14 protein-coding genes are annotated in these 18,433 nt (G+C 50.9%); 4 read left to right on the top strand and 10 right to left on the bottom strand.

Annotation, left to right across the window (positions count from 1 at the left end):
- Genes cydD through ACYUJT_RS16330 form a run of 3 tightly spaced genes read right to left on the bottom strand, consistent with a single transcriptional unit; the run spans position 1 to position 4,158 of the window.
- A complete protein-coding gene (gene cydD, locus ACYUJT_RS16340) occupies positions 1-1,749 on the bottom strand; it encodes a thiol reductant ABC exporter subunit CydD (RefSeq protein ID WP_460324065.1) in 1,749 nt (582 codons plus the stop codon).
- The gene (gene cydB, locus ACYUJT_RS16335) at positions 1,749-2,765 is read right to left on the bottom strand and encodes a cytochrome d ubiquinol oxidase subunit II (protein ID WP_460324063.1); all 1,017 of its coding nucleotides are present in this window, start codon (positions 2,763-2,765) and stop codon (positions 1,749-1,751) included. Before cydB ends, cydD begins: the two co-directional genes overlap by 1 nt.
- Positions 2,752-4,158 (bottom strand): cytochrome ubiquinol oxidase subunit I, encoded by a 1,407-nt coding sequence (locus ACYUJT_RS16330; RefSeq protein WP_460324061.1) that lies wholly within the window; start codon positions 4,156-4,158, stop codon positions 2,752-2,754. Before ACYUJT_RS16330 ends, cydB begins: the two co-directional genes overlap by 14 nt.
- Positions 4,159-4,512: 354 nt before the next feature.
- On the opposite strand from ACYUJT_RS16330, the gene ACYUJT_RS16325 reads away from it, so the two are divergent.
- The gene (locus ACYUJT_RS16325) at positions 4,513-6,786 is read left to right on the top strand and encodes a copper amine oxidase N-terminal domain-containing protein (protein ID WP_460324059.1); all 2,274 of its coding nucleotides are present in this window, start codon (positions 4,513-4,515) and stop codon (positions 6,784-6,786) included.
- A 154-nt stretch (positions 6,787-6,940) separates the two neighbouring features.
- On the opposite strand, the gene ACYUJT_RS16320 is transcribed toward ACYUJT_RS16325, so the two are convergent.
- From ACYUJT_RS16320 to ACYUJT_RS16305, 4 genes are all read right to left on the bottom strand, one after another.
- Complete coding sequence (locus ACYUJT_RS16320) at positions 6,941-7,321, bottom strand: nitrous oxide-stimulated promoter family protein (protein WP_460324057.1); 381 nt, start codon at positions 7,319-7,321, stop codon at positions 6,941-6,943.
- Between the two features lie 18 nt (positions 7,322-7,339).
- On the bottom strand, positions 7,340-8,989 hold the full coding sequence (locus ACYUJT_RS16315; protein ID WP_460324055.1) for a hypothetical protein: 1,650 nt from the start codon (positions 8,987-8,989) through the stop codon (positions 7,340-7,342).
- Positions 8,990-8,992: 3 nt separating this feature from the next.
- Positions 8,993-9,781: an ABC transporter ATP-binding protein gene (locus ACYUJT_RS16310; protein WP_460324053.1), complete on the bottom strand. Its 789-nt coding sequence runs from the start codon at positions 9,779-9,781 to the stop codon at positions 8,993-8,995.
- Positions 9,782-9,927: 146 nt separating this feature from the next.
- Positions 9,928-11,385 carry a catalase gene (locus ACYUJT_RS16305; protein ID WP_460324051.1) on the bottom strand — a complete coding sequence of 486 codons (1,458 nt, stop codon included), beginning with the start codon at positions 11,383-11,385 and terminating at the stop codon, positions 9,928-9,930.
- A 244-nt stretch (positions 11,386-11,629) separates the two neighbouring features.
- Here ACYUJT_RS16305 and ACYUJT_RS16300 point away from each other — a divergent pair, with 244 nt between their 5' ends.
- Positions 11,630-12,406, top strand: coding sequence for an alpha/beta fold hydrolase (locus ACYUJT_RS16300; protein ID WP_460324049.1), 777 nt, complete (start codon positions 11,630-11,632; stop codon positions 12,404-12,406).
- 82 nt (positions 12,407-12,488) lie between these two features.
- On the opposite strand, the gene ACYUJT_RS16295 is transcribed toward ACYUJT_RS16300, so the two are convergent.
- From ACYUJT_RS16295 to ACYUJT_RS16285, 3 genes are read right to left on the bottom strand one after another with little or no spacing between them, the layout of a single operon-like run.
- Positions 12,489-13,331 (bottom strand): carbohydrate ABC transporter permease, encoded by an 843-nt coding sequence (locus ACYUJT_RS16295; protein ID WP_460324047.1) that lies wholly within the window; start codon positions 13,329-13,331, stop codon positions 12,489-12,491.
- Positions 13,332-13,334: 3 nt separating this feature from the next.
- A complete protein-coding gene (locus ACYUJT_RS16290) occupies positions 13,335-14,237 on the bottom strand; it encodes a carbohydrate ABC transporter permease (RefSeq protein ID WP_460324045.1) in 903 nt (300 codons plus the stop codon).
- A 41-nt stretch (positions 14,238-14,278) separates the two neighbouring features.
- Positions 14,279-15,625, bottom strand: a complete 1,347-nt coding sequence (locus ACYUJT_RS16285) for an ABC transporter substrate-binding protein (protein WP_460324043.1) — start codon at positions 15,623-15,625, stop codon at positions 14,279-14,281.
- A 259-nt stretch (positions 15,626-15,884) separates the two neighbouring features.
- Here ACYUJT_RS16285 and ACYUJT_RS16280 point away from each other — a divergent pair, with 259 nt between their 5' ends.
- Together ACYUJT_RS16280 and ACYUJT_RS16275 are read left to right on the top strand one after the other, a co-directional pair.
- Positions 15,885-16,637 carry a response regulator transcription factor gene (locus tag ACYUJT_RS16280; RefSeq protein WP_460324041.1) on the top strand — a complete coding sequence of 251 codons (753 nt, stop codon included), beginning with the start codon at positions 15,885-15,887 and terminating at the stop codon, positions 16,635-16,637.
- On the top strand, positions 16,634-18,394 hold the full coding sequence (locus ACYUJT_RS16275) for a cache domain-containing sensor histidine kinase (RefSeq protein ID WP_460324039.1): 1,761 nt from the start codon (positions 16,634-16,636) through the stop codon (positions 18,392-18,394). The genes ACYUJT_RS16280 and ACYUJT_RS16275 overlap by 4 nt, the downstream gene beginning before the upstream one ends.
- The last annotated feature ends 39 nt before the right edge of the window (positions 18,395-18,433 follow it).

Below are 18,433 nucleotides of genomic sequence, written 5' to 3'. Positions count from 1 at the left end.
TCACAATATCCCCTCCCGGTGTGATGTTAACAAGCGATAATATGCGCCCTTTCTTGCGACCAGTTCGTCATGGGTGCCTATCTCAGCGATCCGGCCCTGCTCCATAACGATAATGCGGTCCATGTCCCGCATCCAGTGCAGGCGGTGGGTCGCCAGCAGCACAAGCTTGCCCTCAAACAAAGGCAGCATCGTCGCCTTCAATTCATATTCCGTCTCGATGTCCAAATGTGCTGTCGGCTCATCCAGCAGTAAGATCGGCCGCTCGCTGAGCAAAGCGCGGGCCAGCGCCACGCGCTGCTCCTGACCCCCGCTCAAGGGCCGCCCTCCCCCGCCGATAGGCTCATCATATCCGGCGGGCAGCGAAGCCGCCAATATGCCAAGCCCTGCAGCGGCAGCCGCCTGCTCAATCTCCGCACGGGATGCCCCGGGAGAATAGAAGGCAATGTTCTCCGCCAGCGTGCCGCTGAATATATAAGGATTTTGCGGAATGTACGTAATCTGCTTCCGCCACTCCGAGCTGGCAAGATCCCCAAGCTTCACGCCGTCCAGCTCGATCTCGCCTTCCGTTGGGCGCAGGAAGCCTCCAAGCACATCGATCAGCGTCGATTTGCCGGCCCCGCTCTCGCCGATGATCCCGATTTTGCCCATACCGCTCAGCTCAATCCCGGCGTGATCCAGCGAAGGCAGTGAAGGCTGACCCTCCTCCTCTTCATGCCGCACCGTCAGCGAGGACAGCTTCATAATGCTGTCCTCCCGCCACTCCAGCGACGCCCCTTCGGGGAGCTGCGCCAAGGCAGCCTTCTCCGTATTCCCTTCAGCGATGATCGCATTCATCGCTTCGCCAGCTTCCTTGCCATCCAGGGTCGCATGATAATCCGCTCCGACCATTCGGACAGGCAGGAAGTACTCCGGCGCCAGAATCAGGATCGTCAGTCCCGTCAGAAGCGTCATGTTCCCGTCGATCAGGCGCAGGCCAAGGCTGACTGCCACAGATGCGACCGACAGCATCGTGAAGAAGTCCAGGGCGAATGAGGACAGGAACGCTACACGCAGCGTCCGCATCGTCGCGGAGCGATAGGAATCGCTCACTCTCTCGATTGACTTGCTGTGCCACTTGCTGTGCCCGAGGAATTTCAAAGTCTCCAACCCGCGCAGCGAATCCACGAAATGATTCGACAAGGTACGGTACGATTTCCACTGGCGATCCATCTGCTTGCGCGCAGCCAATCCCACGAGAATCAAAAAGGCGATGAGAATCGGCAAAGTGATGATCAAAATGACGGCCGCCGTAATGTCGAGCGTAAATACGTACAGCAGAATAAGCGCCGGCGTCATCCCGGTAGCCAGCATCCGGGGCAGGAACAGCTCCAGATAGTTGCGGAACTTCGTCACCCCATCCAGGACGAGCGTAACCAGGTTGCCGGTGCCCTCTCTTTTAGCAAAACGGGGGCCCAGCTCGAACAGCTTCTCCATCACTTGCTTGCGCAGCTCCTTGCCCGTCCGCTCCGCGAAGCGGTAAGCCATCCGCTGCTGCAGCAGCGCGGAAATTTGCCGGACGATAAAAGCAAGCAGGAACAAGACGGCCCCGCCGAATTGCTCCTGCAGCTTAGCGCCGGCAAACAGGGCGGAGATAACCTCCGCCAGCCATTTGGCCTGCAATATGATAGCGATGCTCTGAATGAGGGTCAAGACACCGATTCCGGCAAGAACCGGCTTGATCCCTTTGAACTTCATTAAATCGCGTCCCATTAGTACTCTAAATGCTCCTTCTCGTTTATGCGTTTATGAAAGACGAAGTAACTCCAAATTTGGTAGCCAAGTACGAATGGCAGCAAAGTCAGCGCAACGATCGTCATGATCTTTAATGAATATGGACCGGACGCCGCGTTGTGAATCGTCAGCGAGTAAGCTTCGCTGATCGAGCTGACCATGACGCGCGGGAACAAGCCGATAAACACGGAAGCGATGGACAGAGCGATCAACGTGCCCGTCATGCCAAAAGCCCAGCCGTCTCTCTTCTTGCTCATAAACCGTCCGGCTAATAGGAAGGCGCCTACGCCAATCACCGCGATCAGCGCCAGCGGCAAGGCACGAACCTCGAAGACATCCGTTTGGAAGTACGTCATCACTCCAAAGATGACGAGCACTGCCGCCAGTGGAATGAGCAGCTTATGCGCCAGCTTGCGGGCCCGTTCCTGCAAGCTGCCTGTCGTCCGCAAGGTCGTGAACATCAAACCGTGAACGAGACACAGCACGACGACGGTAATTCCGCCCATCAGCGTGTACAGATTAACCATATCGAATAATCCGGCTTTCATCTCCATGTCGCTGTCGATCGGCAGCCCTTTGATCAGGCCGGAGAAGACGACGCCGAGCAGAAACGGAGGCAGCAGGCTTCCCAGGAAAATCGCCAGATCCCAGGTGTTCTTCCAGCGCGTGTTCTCCACCTTGCCCCGGAATTCAAAGGCGACCCCGCGGCCGATCAAGGCCAGCAGCAATACGACAAGCGGTGTATAGTAGCCGCTGAACAGCGTGGCATACCAGTTCGGGAAGGCCGCGAACATTGCACCGCCTGCCGTCAGCAGCCAGACTTCGTTCGCATCCCAGAAGGGACCGATCGAGTTGATCATCACCCTTCTCTCCATATCATTTTTGGCCAGAAACCGAGTACTCATCCCTACCCCGAAGTCAAAACCCTCAAGGAAGAAGAAACCGATAAACAAAACTGCAACGAGGATGAACCAGAGCTCATTAAGAGATAGCATGGTATCCCTCCTTACCATATGGATCTGCCGATTGCTCATCATCGTTCACATTGTCGGCATAAGGGCCTTTCTTAATCACTTTGACGAATAAATAAACCATGACTGCAGCCAATACCGCATAAATAGCGGTGAACGAAATAAGTGAGAACAGAATCTGTCCTGAGGTGACGCTCGGCGATATACTGTCCTCTGTCCGCATATAGCCGAACACCGTCCACGGCTGACGCCCGATTTCCGTCATAATCCAGCCAGCTGAATTCGCAATAAACGGTAGGGAAATCGCCCACAGCATGATACGGTAATACCATTTATTCGGACGATCCAGCTTTTTGCGCCATGCCAGATACGCGCCATACATGCCGAGTACAATCATTAGCGATCCCGCAGCAACCATAATACGGAAGCTCCAGAAGGTGGTTCGTACGGGAGGAATATAATCCCCTGGTCCGTAGGTTTGCTCATATTCAGCCTGAAGCTCGTTCATCCCCTTAACTTCACCAGAGAACTCACTATAGGATAAGAAACTGAGCAGATAAGGAATTTTAATCTCAAATGTGTTTTCACCCGTCTTCGGATCGATATGTGCATAGACCGTCCACGGAGCCGGGTCACCACTTTTGCCCCACAGGCTTTCAGCGGCTGCCATTTTCATTGGCTGGGTTTTCACCAAATATTGTGCCTGCTGGTGACCATACAATGCTGTACCAAACGAGGCAATTAGGCCAAGTATGACTGCGATGGTAAACGACTTTTTAAAGAACTCCACATCTTGACGTTTCAACAGCTTGTAAGCACTAATCCCCGTAACGACGAATGCCCCAGTTGCAAATGCACCCAGCACCGTGTGCGGGAATTCCACCCACAGCTGACCGTTGCTGATCAGCGCGAAGAAGTCGTTCATTTCCGCCCGCCCGTTATTGATCTCAAAGCCGACGGGACGCTGCATAAACGAGTTTGCCGCCAAAATCCAAAAGGCTGATGCAACCGTGCCGAGGGATACGAGCCAAATGCTGAGCAAATGTACTTTTTTGGATAGACGATCCCATCCGAAAATCCACAACCCGATAAACGTCGATTCCATGAAAAAGGCGAATAGCGCTTCGACGGCCAGCGGAGCACCGAAGACGTCGCCTACAAAGCGCGAGTAGTCCGACCAGTTCATGCCGAACTGAAATTCCTGCAGAATCCCGGTTACGACCCCCACGGCGAAGTTGATGAGGAATAATTTGCCCCAGAACTTAGCCATGCGCTTGTAAATTTCTTTCCCCTTGGCCACATACATCGTTTCCATGATCGCGATGAGCAACACCAGACCTATGGACAACGGCACAAAGAAGAAGTGAAAGATTGTTGTTGCCGCAAATTGGATACGCGCAAGCATTACCGGATCCATAAAATACACCCTTCTTTCATCTTTGGTTTCACTATTGTGAATTCTATCACGGATTTATGAAAACAAACGGACAAAAAGTAATCGTTTTGTGACAAGAATCACATGATACTGTGTCCATTGTGTTAACGGAGCTGGGAAACCGCATCATGACAAGGTTTTTTCGATACATTTGCATTTGTGGAGATATTGTGAATGGGCGTTTTAGCAACGACAGCGATTAGTATCTTTTGCCTTTGACCGTAACTTTTCATCCCTATGAAGCGTCTAAACATGAGGTACCGAAAGCTGGAAGTGGCTGCGTACTCATTTATATCATTCGTTCAAATATTTAATAGAAGGAGTCATTATATCACGATGAAATTGAAGAGTATTTCCCTAGCTGCTGCGCTCCTCGTCTCACAGGGCGCATTGGCTGTACCTGCCGTCCTGGCGCAAGCGCCCATTTATGGTTCAGTCGTCCAGGAGGAGAACCTGCCAATTGATCAGGTACATACTTTAACGAATGCAGTAGCCACCGGATCTGCGGATTCGAACGGCGCATCGGGGCAAAGTCCAGCAGGCGCAACTGTGCCGGGCAATACCGAATCCGACAATGCAGAACCTGGCATGATTAACGGAGGATCAACCGAGCCGCAAGCTCCAGAAGCTCCTGGAACTCCACAGAAAACCGATGAAACGACAGGCAACCCAGCGCCGGATGCTTCCGTGCCGGGCAATCCGTCCGACACCTCCGCCGATAATTCGTCTGCTCCGCCAAGCGGAGGAGGCCAGCTTATTCTATATATGAACAGCACGCGCATGGAGCAGGACGGCCAGGAGTACACCTCGTCCCAGCCTATGACCGTGAAGGACGGCGTATCCTATGTCAGCATTCGTTCCCTGGTCGACCGGGTCGGCTATCAAATCGCCTATGACTCGAAGACGAAGGAGACGATTATCAAATACGGGGACGATGAGCTCCGCTTCAAGACCGACAGCAAGACCTACCGCGTGAACGGCAAAGCGATGACGATGAAGGGCGCAAGCTACCAGGACAAAGATGTGTTCATGGTGCCGCTCACCTCCATCACCCAAGCCCTCAACATTTCTTATAAAGTAGAAGGCAAAAAGGTCATTATGCAGCTGTCCACCAAACCCGTTGCTTCCTTCACTGTGCTGAACGACAAGATCATAGCCGGTGAAACGACGGTGCTCTATCAAACAAAGTCCTCCTCTCCTAAAGGCGTGCAAATCGTCGATGAGAGATGGGAAGGACGGCAAGACATCTTTACGTCGGCCGGCACTTACACGGTTTCCTATTCTGTCCAGGATGCCAATGGAGAGTGGAGCGACCCTTACATCCGGACGATCGTCGTTGCCAATCCGAATGTTCCCCCTGTAGCCCAGTTCAAGACGAACAAGGACGAATACAAGATGGGCGAGCCGATTACGATTACCGACCTGAGCTATGACGAAGACGGCGAGATCGTTGACCGGCAATGGATGAACAACTATCCGGCTTTCTTTACGCCGGGACCGGTCACCATCCAATTGATTGTCACGGACAATGACGGGGCCTCCATGAAAATTGAGCATACGATCAATATCACGACGGAGACGCTGTATACGAAGGATGAATTCTCCAAGCTCTTCACCCCGATCGGCAGCAACTTTACGATCAACGGTGGAGAAGCCCTCGGCTACGAACGGCTCTCTTACACTTATTCGACGGAGCCGTATACCCTGTTCAAGGATAATGGCCCTGAGCCTGTATACTCCGAAGGTGTGCTGTACCGGGACACGATTAGCGGCCTTACTCGGGTTATGACACACCATGTCAACAAAACCGAAGAGAAGGGCAAAGTCTATATTATCGCCAAAAATAACAACGAGGTTCCGGCCAAACTGGAAATCATCACCTCAGGCATGGCCGGCCCGGATATTTATGCGGAAATTACCGGAACGAAATCCGTTGCCCGTTATTTCGAAAATTACAAGAACGACAGCAAGAAGCAAACGATCACGCTGGCTCCCGGTGAGAGCAAAATCATCTTCGATGATATGACCAAGTTAGCGATGAAGCCTCAGGAGACGATCTCTTTCCTGGGCGATCTTTACAGCGACTCGCCAATCGAGTACACCAGCGTCTTCGTCAAAGACGGCCAAGACCCACTCGCAGTCGTTGACACGCTGCCGGTGCTCGATCCGATTCAATCGGTCATGCGCGGCACATTTACGGATTCCACGCGGATATTCGAGCATTACGAAACGATCGGCGGCAAGAACTACCGCCTGTCCCTAACGGATAATTCCGCCGATCCTTTCCAAATCGGGGCGGACACGGTGCTGGGCGTATCCAGCGTCAATGCGGGCAACTACGGTGTTATCTATAAAATCAAGCTGCGCGTAGCGCCCCGCACGCTGATCACGTTCAATCCGCGCGGAGGATTGTATATGGGAGCCGCTTTGATCAACGGCAACCTGGTCAGTTTCTCCCATACGGGCAAAGACAATGTTTCCAGTCAGACCAGCGTACTGCATCGTACCGGAGATTCCGAGGAAATCGTAGAAATTTGGACGACGCCGTCCTCAGGAAGCAACTTGCCATTTTCGATTCTGTTCATGCCTCTTCCTGAAATTAAGCACTGATAACTCATATCTATATAATAAAACAGCCACCCCTCGCAGCAGCATTGCTGCATATCGGGGTGGCTGTTCTATTTGACGATCAGTACATCCGAGTCATGCCGGGATGTAGTGCAGCTCGAACCAAACGATTGTTGCGCTACATGTCGACAGACATCTAGCTGCTGCGGCGGGTCCTGCCATCTATGACATGGCGGAAAGCTAGCCAGGGGTGCTTGAACAGCATCCGAGCCCCAGCATAGCGCATGACCCGCTTAATCTCCTCCCGTTCCTGCGGGGCGTAGCAATGGACCGGGCAGTTCGCGCAGGTCGTCTTCGCTTCGCCAAAGCGGCAATAAGTTAGCCGCTTCTGGCTGTATTTATACAAAGTAATGCATTCATCGCATAAGAGTTTCTTTCCCATATCCATTACCGTATGTCGCTTCTCCGCCTTCGGGTGCACACCCTGACAATAAATCAAAATCATATGGGCAGCGGTCTCCTTCTCACGGCGGATTCGCGGCCCGTCCTGCATTGCTGCTTTCGCTTCAGATGTCATGATTTAAGTCCAAGCCTCCTATTTAGCTGCCGATGACTTGAATACTCGGCTCCATGTAACTGCATTTAGTATGAGCAAAATAACCAAATAAATATAGACACCATAACTTACAGAAGCAGCTGCCACATGAATAAAAGCGATCACGGCGAGCAGCAGCATTAGCATGAACATACGTAGGCCTTCGCTTTGTTGAGCAGCCTCGAAGGGCTCGGAGAAAGGCAATGCCTTGGATAGGTAGGCAAAGGAAACGACTGAGAAGAGCATGATGGCAAAGCCAAACGCGATCAGATCCGGAATGATAGCCGGGCCGAACAATAACGCGAAAATGACGCTCTCTAGTACATAAATCGGCAGAACGAGCCGAATCAAGGCCGCTAGGACCGTTCCCCGGTGAATAGCTGACCGCTCGGCGATCGGAACAGTGTGATAAATCCAGGCCGCCTTATGCTTACCGGAATAACGCAGCATCATAATCACCGTCGGGACAAGCAGCGCGCAGGAATAAATGAACAGATACAGCTTCGTTCCAGGCAGCCCCTGAAGTCCAACGTCCCTTAGCTGCGCAAATATGAATATAAACGGAAAGATAAGCGAGAAGCCTAGAGAAGGATATACCTTCAGCTTGAATTCACGCTCATTGCCGATCATCGTCCAGGCAAAACGGAAAAAGGCTTTTTCCTGTGGGCCTACGGGAAGAATGCCTGCGACAAATTTTTTCCAGCCCCCTCCGCCTTTATTGCTTGTCTCCCCTGGATCGGCCAGCTTCTGGAGATTTCTCTCCAGCGAAGGCATCAGTTTGACATAAATGGCAATAGCCAGAACCGGTACGAGAATACCAAGCAGCGTAAAGAAAATAAACAGCGGATCACGATTTCCTTGCAGAAGCACCTCGAACGGAGCGCCAAACCAGACCGGCACGATCACAATCTGCCACCATTTCGGCTGGAACACTACATCAAGATTTACGATGTCAAATAATCGGATAAGCAGCTGATAGCCGATCGTGATCGCAATCGTAAGGCCAATTTGTACATAATTGATCATGTCTTTCAACTTCTCTCCGTCGAAGAAGCGCAGCACCACAACATATAGCATCGCGGTGAGTACGACGACGAGCAGATCCATAAGGATTAAAGCCAGCAGAAATACGATAAAGAACAACACACCATGCTTCACCAGGCCGACAACGAGCGGAATGATTCCGAGAGCCCCGGTCAGAAATACCATGTAGATGAACACATGAACGGTCTTGGCCATCGAAAGCGTCTTGCTGCTGATCGGCTTCGTGCCAAGAATATTCCGGTCCCGAATGTCGAGCAGCACGGAGGAGAAATCAGAAATCAGCGCAGTAAACGTCATAAACATAAAAATACCGAAAAGCAGGCTCATTTGAAAAATATAATTGTTGCCGAGCAGAATGAACGGCGTGCTGAACGCACCGAATATGCCATAAATCCACAAGGAGCCAAGGAAATTATTGCTGTCCTTCGCCGTCTGACCATCAGCGGATTTCTTCCCTTTCCTTTTGTTCATAAAGGAGGGGACTCTACGGGCGTCCATCATCAGCTTGACCTGCAAAATATGCCGCATGACGTCGTAATCCACGCCAGACTTCTCAAACAGGCCCCGAAAGCGATCCAAAACGAGCAATGATTTGTAATTTTTCATCCGCTACACCTCTTGGACGATGTTTACAAACTGTTCGGCGATGGCCCGATGGTCATTAAATCCGGTCAGTTGGTTGAATATTTGCTCCAGCGAGCCTTCCTGGCTTCGTTCCTTGAGATCTTCAAAGGTGCCATCGGCCACAATTCGCCCGCCATCGAGCAGGATGATTCGGCTGCTGATCTTCTCAACGACCTCCATAATATGCGAGGAGTAGAAAATCGTCTTGCCATTGGCAGCCAAGAGCGCCAGCAATTCCTTGACCACCATTACGCTGTTCGCATCCAGGCCGCTTAGCGGCTCGTCCAGAAACAGAATATCCGGGTTGTGCAGCAAGCTCGAAGTGAGCAGTACCTTCTGTTTCATCCCTTTGGAGTACGTCGCGATCCGCGTATCCAGCACATGGCCGAGACCAAGCTGCTCCAGCAGTCTCCGCCCTTTCCTCTCCGCATCGTCCGCCGTCATCCCGTACAGTTCCCCGATGAACGTTAAATATTCCCGGGCCGTCAGTGTGTCGTACATCTCGGCAATTTCAGGCACATAACCGATTCTGCGTTTATATTCCACATCCCCGTCCTTAGGGCTTTGACCCAGGACGAGTACTTCACCATCATAGCCTTCTACCAGGCCAAGCATGATTTTCACCGTTGTGCTCTTGCCTGCCCCGTTGGGTCCGATATATCCGATAATTTGTCCCGGGTAAACCTCCAGATCAATTCCGTTAAGTACATACCTGCCCTCGAATTTCATGCGCAAATCCCGAATCGAAATCAGAGGTTGCCTTGGTTCATTCATTCCCTCAGCCCCTTCTTCAGCAAATGTTCTTAATTCATATTATCCAGGATATGTATGCTTTTCTCAATCATACTCCGAAACAAAAGAGACTGACCCCATGCCACAGCATGGGGTCAGTCTCAATATATTAAGGCAGGAAGAAGGAATTAGGACTCTTTCGGCAGGAAGCCGCTAATATCTACGCCAAGCCCTTGTGCCACACGCATGCCGTATTCCGCATCCGCGCGGAAGAAATTGCAGACGGCACGAAGCTGAGTTTGCTCCGGGGTCTGGCTGAGGTCATTGACCAGATTCTGAATCAGATTGTTCTTCTCCTCGGCGGAGAAGCTGCGATACAATTCACCGGCTTGCGTGAAATCGTCCGTCCTGACGATGCGCTCGCGCCCCGCTTGCCCGGATAGCGGCATTACGCTGTCACGGTAAGCCGGCGCTTCCTTCGGACCATCGTCGAAGCTATTCGGCTCGTAGTTAATCGGTGACGGGTCCTGCTTCACGTTCATAAGGCCGTCTCTTTGATGATTCCGCACCGGAGCATAAGGGCAGTTGACCGGAATTTGCAAATAGTTTGCCCCCAGGCGGTAACGCTGAGTGTCCGGATAGGAGAACAATCTGCCCTGCAGCAGTTTATCTTCAGACGGCTCAATGCCGGAAACGAGTACGCTAGGCGAGAATGCAGACTGCTCCACCTCGGCGAAGAAGTTGTCCGGGTTCCGGTTCAGCGTCATCGTTCCAACCTTCACCAGCGGATAGCTGTCTTCCGGCCATACTTTCGTAGGGTCGAGCGGATCGAACCCCCAGCGGTCCAGGTCCTCTACTGGCATTAGCTGCACATGCAGCTCCCACTGCGGGAATGTGCCCTGCTGGATATTGTCGTACAAGTCACGGGTTGCATGGTTGAAATCCCGGCCTTGCACTTCGCCGACTTCGGCAGCGGAGAAGGTAGCGACGCCCTGCTTCGATTTCCACGTATATTTCACGTAAGTCACTTTACCTGCGGCATTCACCCATTTGAAGGCGTGCACGCCGAAGCCGTCCATTTGGCGATAGTTGGCCGGGGTCCCGTTATCCGAGAAGAGCCAGGTCATCATATGCGTAGATTCCGTAGATAGCGTCATGAAATCCCAATAGCGGGCGGGATCCTGAATGTTCGTATCCGGCGCAGGTTTTAGGGAATGAACCATATCCGGGAATTTGATCGCATCGCGAATGAAGAATACCGGCAAATGGTTGCCCACGAGATCATAGTTTCCTTCCTCAGTATAGAACTTCACCGCAAAGCCCCTTGGGTCGCGCGCCGTCTCCGGCGATCCCTGTCCGTGAATGACCGTCGAGAACCGAACGAATACCGGAGTCTCCCTGCCAGCTTCCTGCAGGAAGTGCGCCCGAGTATATGGGGTCATGCTGCTCTCTGTCACGAACACCCCATGCGCTCCAGCACCCCGGGCGTGAACGACGCGCTCCGGAATGCGCTCGCGGTCGAAATGCGCCAGCTTCTCGAGCAAATGGTAATCCTCCAGCAGCGTAGGCCCGTTCTGCCCCGCCGTTCTTGAGTTCTGGTTGTCTCCTACAGGAGCACCCTGGTTCGTTGTCATCCAATTCGTCATCTATATCATCCTTTCAATTTACTATTATATTTAGACTTAATCTAAGTTCTGTAATAGATATTACCATAATCCAGCGTGCGATTGCATGAAGGTTAAATGAGGGATTCATGAAGTTAGATGGCCGAAAATGAAGTTGAATATAAAAAAACCGTGCTTGAATTATAAAAGCATGGCTCTTTGCTCATTAATAAAGTATGAAACGAAAACAACTGTAGAACTTTAAAATTTCAAGAGGTGGGAGCCCATGCCTGAGTCCTTTATTAACGGATACAAAATGCATTACATTGATCGAGGAACGGGAACGGCCATCGTGTTCATCCATCCCCCGGTATTGACCAGCAAAAATTTCCAATGCCAAATTCAGCATTTGTCGAACCATTTCCGGACCATCGCTTTTGATATTAGAGGCCATGGCCAAAGCCAGCCCTCCGAAGACAACATCACTTATCCACTAATCGTCGAGGATATCAAGAAGTTACTGGATGAGCTGAAAATCGATAAGGCTTGTTTATGCGGCTACTCGACAGGCGGCTCGATTGTGCTCGAATTTCTGTTAACTTATCCTGCACGTGCATTAGGCGGAGTAGTGATCGGCGGTATGTCGGAAGTAAGCGACAGGAAGCTGAGGAACAAAATATTTCTCGCCGCTGCCATCTCCCGTGCCGGCGCGGCTGGTGTGCTCGCCTTATCCATCGCCTGGAGGCAAGCAAGAACAAAGCTGTCCCTAGCGCGGCTATTATATAAAGATGCCAGGAAAGGAAACGCCAAAAGCGCTGTCCAGTATTATCGATACAGCTTGGGTTATAATTGTACGGCACGATTGGGAAATATCAGCCACCCCATTCTGCTGATTTACGGGGAGAAGGACAAACCATTCTATCGGTACGCCCAGATGCTCCAACAACGATTACCGAACAATGAGCTCGTCTTTATTAAAAAAGTCAGCCATCAAATCCCTACAAAAGCAGCGGAAACATTAAACGGGTTAATCCGGCAATTCCTTGACCGCCTTGATCAATAACAATCAGAAAAACCTCGCCTTATGGCGAGGTTCTTCTGTTGGATTTATCAGATTGGGGTTCTTAAAATCCATTTTACGAGCGTTAGCCCTTTAAGCCCGTGGTCGAAATACCCTCCACGAAATATTTCTGAGCAAAGAAGAACAACAGAATGCAAGGCACGATGCTTACAACGGACATCGCCAGCACCTGGTTCCAGGACACGGCCGACGAAGCGTCCAGCGACAACCGGAGCCCCAGCGATACGGTGAACTTCTTCACGCTGCTGATGTAGATGATCGAGTTGAAGAAGTCATTCCACGTCCACATGAACTGGAATATGCCTACCGAGAATATCGCTGGCTTACACAGCGGCAGCAGCACCCGGGTCAGCACGGTAAATGAATTGCAGCCGTCGATGGTCGCTGCTTCGTCCAGATCCCGAGGCAGGCCGCGTAGAAACTGGATCATCATGTAGACGAAGAAGGCGCCTGTGGCGAATGCCGCCGGAATAATAAACGGCATATACGTATCAAGCCAGTTCATATTGTTAAACAAAATATATCGTGGAATCATGATCGAGGCGTTCGGGAGCATCAATGTCGCGATCATAATCGAGAACAGCAATGTTTTTAGCGGAAACTCAAATCTGGCAAACCCGTAGGCAACGACCACGCTGGAGATAATTGTGAATATGACCGTTGGCACAACCAGAATCAAAGTGTTGATAAAGAAATCCTGAAAGCCATACTGCCCCGTTCCCTGCCAGCCCAGAGCGTAGGAATCCCACACGTAGGTCGTCGGCAGCAGCTTGCTGGAGCCGAATATATCGGCATTTGTCTTGAACGAAGAGGCAAACAGCCAAATGAGCGGGTATACCATAATGAAGCCGAGGACAATCAGAAAACTATAATTAAACATGGTGTTTGTCTTGCTGGTTTCTCTCATGATTTATCCTCTCCCGTCCTCGTAATATACCCAGCTATTGGATGTTTTGAAGATAATGGCGGTAACCGTCATAATAATAATGAACAAAATCCAGGATAAAGCCGAGGCGTAGCCCATCTTGAAGAAGCTAAAGGCCTCTTCATAGAGCTTTAAAGCGTACAGGAAGGTCGATTTCATCGGCCCTCCATTCGTAATGACGAAGGCTCCGGTAAATTCCTGAAAGGCATTGACCATCTGCATAACCAGGTTGAACAATACGATCGGCGTTAGCAGCGGCACCGTGATTTTAAAGAACATACGAGCCTTAGACGCTCCATCTATGGAACCAGCCTCATACAAATCATTCGGGATCTGCTGAATCCCCGCCAGAAACAGTACCATCGATGAGCCGAATTGCCAAACCGTCAGCAGCCCCAGCGTATAAAGAGCCACATCCGGGCTTCCGAGCCAGTCGACCGGACCGATATGGAGATAGCCCAGCATATTGTTGATGACCCCTTCCTTCATAAAGAGGAAGCGCCACAGTACGGAAATCGCTACGCTCCCACCCAGAATGGAGGGCAAATAATAGACGGTTCTGAAGAGATTAATCCCTTTCAGCTTAGCGCTGAGCAGCATCGCAATGAAGAGAGCGAAGGCCAGCTTCACCGGCACCGCGAGCAGAACGTAAATCCCCGTAACCTTCAGTGACTGGTAAAAGTCAGGGTCGGCCGTAAATATCTTTTTATAGTTATCCAGACCGATAAATCTAGGCGTGCTGACCATGTTAAAATCCGTAAACGAATAATACAGGGATGACAGAAACGGATAAAACTGAAAGACAAGCAAGCCGATAATCCATGGCGCAATGTATAACAGTCCGATGTACTGATAGTTTTTCTTAGCTTTTACCTTTGATGCAGACATAGCGGACTCTCTCCCTTCCTACCCTTTAAAGCTCTATTTGTTTATTGTCTGGCTTTGACCTCGTCCAACTTGGAGCTCAAGCTGGCAATGAGCTCATCTGCGGCTTGCTCCGGCGTTGCTTTACCGTAGCTGACCTTTTGAATGACGTCCTCAAGTACCTTTTGTACTTCGGAGTTGTTTGCGATGCTGTTATCTACGATACCTGCATGGCTCAACCCGAGCTCGACTGCATTTGTGATGGCCGCATCGATCTTGCCTGCTGCAACGGCAGCCTCTTGTGAAGTCTTCACCGGCGGAACGGAACGCACATCGCCGAGAATCGCAGCAGCCTCCGGATCATTCATGAACCAGTTTAGGAACTTGACCGCTTCATCCTGATGCTTGCTCTTGTTGCTGACAGCGAATAGCTGTGAAGGTCTTACCAGCACGCCCGTATCCTTGGCATCCTTAGCGATGACCGGCAGGCCTGTCACGATTTCAACATCCCCAGGCAGTACGTTCTTGAGCGACAGCAGTGTGCTGCTCATCGAAGGAGCCATCGGAATCTCTTGATTGATCCACTTCGGATTCTGATCAATCTTTCCGAAGAAAAGGTCGCTTTCCCCAATCGGCTGGTAAACGCCTGCTTCCATCGCTCTATGGAGCCATTCGAAGCTGGCTACCGCATCTTCTTTGCTGAAGCCGACCGTGTAATCTTCATTGACCCATTGGCCGCCCGTACGCTGCTTCAGCATCGTGACGATATCCTGACGCAGAGCCGCATGGTCGGCAAGCAGGAGATATTTGGAGCTGTCTTCGGCATGCAGCTTCTTCCCTGCTTCATATATAGTTTCCCAATCCCACTGCGCATCCGTCGGAATGCCCAGCTTGTCCGCAAGCGTCTTGTTGATGATCATGCAGTAAGCATTGACGCCGGTCGGAACAGCCACCAATTTGCCTCCGTATACCCCGAAATTGCTGAGGAAATTCTGGTCGAAACCGGAAGCATCGAAATCAGAATGCTCCTTCAAATCGATAAAGAAATTGCCTTTGCTTGTCAGCTCCTGCAGCCATGGAAGGTCAAGCTGCATAATGTCCGCGGACGTTCCGCCCGCCAATTGGGTTTTGATCTTCTGCTCGTAGCCGTCGAAGCCCTGGTATTCCGCTTCGATCGTTACGTTTGGAGCAATTTGCTTATACGCCTCGATCGCTGCCAGCGTAGCCGCATGGCGATCCTCCCCGCCCCACCAGCTAAAGCGCAAGGTGACTTTTTCATCAGCGGGTGCTTGCTTACCCTCGGAAGTGCTCCCTTTATTTGCGGAATCGCTATCCCCCGAGGCACAGCCGCTTAGCATAGACAAAATGAGTGCAACAGCAATGAATAACGCCCCTACTTTATTTCTCTTCATCATGCATTCTCCTTTTGAGCAATTGATGTAAGCGCTTTTAATTATAGACCTCTCCCCCGGCCTTTTTAAGGTAGCTGATCTTAGAAAAAGGTATCATTAAATGCGTTCTTTTTCGACAAAGGTATCCTGTTGTTGTGAAATGTATCATTTTTACAGGTCATGAACCCCGCCTATTAAATCGCTTCCATCGAGAAGCACCCAATCTGCTATAATTCAATTGAAAGCGATAACAACACAACCTGCGTGCGTGAGGTGGAACATGTATAATCTGTTGATTGTTGACGATGAGGCTGAAACGCGTGAAGCCTTGTCGAGTTATTTTCCATGGGGTGAAGTCGGATTCGAGGTCGTCGGCCAAGTCAATAACGGACAAGAAGCGCTGCAGTTCATCTCGGAAGATGAGCGCATCGACGTCGTTCTTACTGATATCAAAATGCCGGTCATGTCCGGCGTTGAGTTGGCGGAGCAGTTGTACAGCAACCATCGGCACATCAAAATTGTCTTTATTAGCGGCTACCGGGACTTCGAGTACGCCCAGAAGGCGCTGCATTACCGCGTAAAAAACTATGTCCTCAAGCCCGCCAAATACCATGTGCTTACCGAAGTATTTCTCGAAATCAAGGCGGAGCTCGATGCTGAACAAGCAAAGCCGGAGGCCCAGCCGCCCGGGGAACAGCCCAAAAACGATGAAAGCCTGATCATTCATAAAATAAAGTCCTATGTCAAAGAAAACTATAGGGACGCTTCCTTAGAGGAGGTAGCGCGGCTCGTACATATGAACGCCAACTATCTCAGCTTTTTTTTCAAGCAAAAGACAGGGCAGAACTTCTCTGATTATTTAATCAGAACCAAAATGGAGGTCGCGGTTCATTTACTGCAGGACGTCAGCTACAAGACATATGAAATTAGCGAAATGGTCGGCTACAGCAATGCCAAAAACTTCACGCGTACCTTCAAAAGCTATTACGGCAAAACGCCAAGCGAGTATAGAAACGGCCCGGTCGCGCCATGAGGGAGAAGTATTTCATCAAGCATCTAGCAACCTTCCTCATACCGCTGCTAGTTCCTATCGTCATTTTCGGCGCCTTGTCAACAGTGACGTCGCAGCATGACATTAAGGCCGATATCAATCAGAACAGCAGCTTTCTGCTGCAGCAGTCGCAGACCCAGCTGGAGATGATTCTGAATGAGCTGGATACGCTATATTTGGCGCTCTACGATAATAAGGAGATTTTCAACGAGTTGTCCGCCGTGCTGATCAATCCGTACTATACTTACGAGAGCTCGACCTCCAACCGGATCATTTCCAGCTTCTTGAATGCTTTTACCAGCTCTAAGCCTTACATCCAGTCTTTCTATTTGTATGTCGACAACCCGAACCGGCGTTTTCTCTCTTCTGTCGATGGCCTGGTGACGCTGGATCATTACTACGACACGGCTTGGTACGAGCAGTTCATGGCCTATAGCGGACCGCCAACAAAGTGGACAACGCGGAGGAATATCCGCTTCTATGATTTTGAGACGAATCCTACAGCAATTGTGACCTTCTATAACGTACTGGTGCCGCAGAAGATCGGGATTATTCTAAACATCCGCCCGAAATACATCGAGAGCATTCTGGATGACATTACGACTTACGAGGGGCAGCAGCTGCTCGTGCTCGACGAGGAGAACAACGTGATCTTCTCCAACCACCACGGGGATATGTTTCAGGAGAAGGACATCGATTGGATCGCGGGTCAGTCCTCGGCGTTCTTCGATATGAAGACCTCGCAGGGACTGGTTAATATTACCAAAGTTGAGTCGGAGCGCTACAAATGGAAATATGTCTCGGCGATTCCCCATTCCGAGCTGTACAAGACGCCGACGCGCATTTTCAATTACACAGTGCTCTTTGTGGCGATTGCGGTCGTGTGCGGACTGATTCTTACTTATTATGTCGTTAGCCGCAACTACAAGCAGCTTAGAATGATCCGGATGCTGATCAAATCGGCCGAGGATCGCCATGTGCCTTTGAAGCCGCCGGGGAAAGTGAGGGACGAGTACTCTTATATTCTCCATAATATGATCACGCACTTTATTGAGCATCGGTATATCCGAACCCAGCTTCTGGAGAAAAAATACCGGCTGCAGTTCATGGAGCTGCTCGCGCTGCAGTCGCAGATCAACCCGCATTTCCTCTATAACACCCTGCACTCCGTGTATTGGGAGTCGGTCGCCTTGACGGGCAAGCCCAACAAGGCAAGCGAAATGATCGAGGATCTATCCGATATCCTCTCCTACTCCTTCAGCGAACCGACGAAATCGGTCACCTGGAAGGAGGAAATCGCCAATGCCATCAGCTATATCAATATTCAGAAGAAGCGATATAAGGATAAGTTCGATGTCATCTTCGAATATGAGGAGGAGATTACACAGCTGTTTACAATGAAGCTGCTCCTGCAGCCGCTTCTCGAGAACAGCATCTACCACGGCATCAAGGAGAAAGAAGGATCCGGATTGATCAAGGTGAAGTTTGTCCGTCAGGAAGAACAGCTGCGCATCGCTGTTATCGACAACGGCATCGGCATCGAGCCCGAAGCGCTGGCCGAAATCCGAAGCCGGCTCGATTCTGACGAAGAGCGGATGAAGCATGTCGGCATGTTTAATACGAACAAGAGGCTGAAGCTGATGTACAACCATATGTACAGCTTCCGGATTCGCAGCAAGCCGGGCCTCGGCACCATGGTTGAGATGATTTTGCCCGTGCAGAAAGTGCGGCATGATTGATCATGCCGCACTTTGAATTTAATTGGGGCGTCACTTTGC

This window comes from Paenibacillus sp. YSY-4.3 (assembly GCF_054767475.1).
Note: the sequence above shows the minus strand (reverse complement) of the source record. Positions and strands in the feature narration are given on the sequence as shown.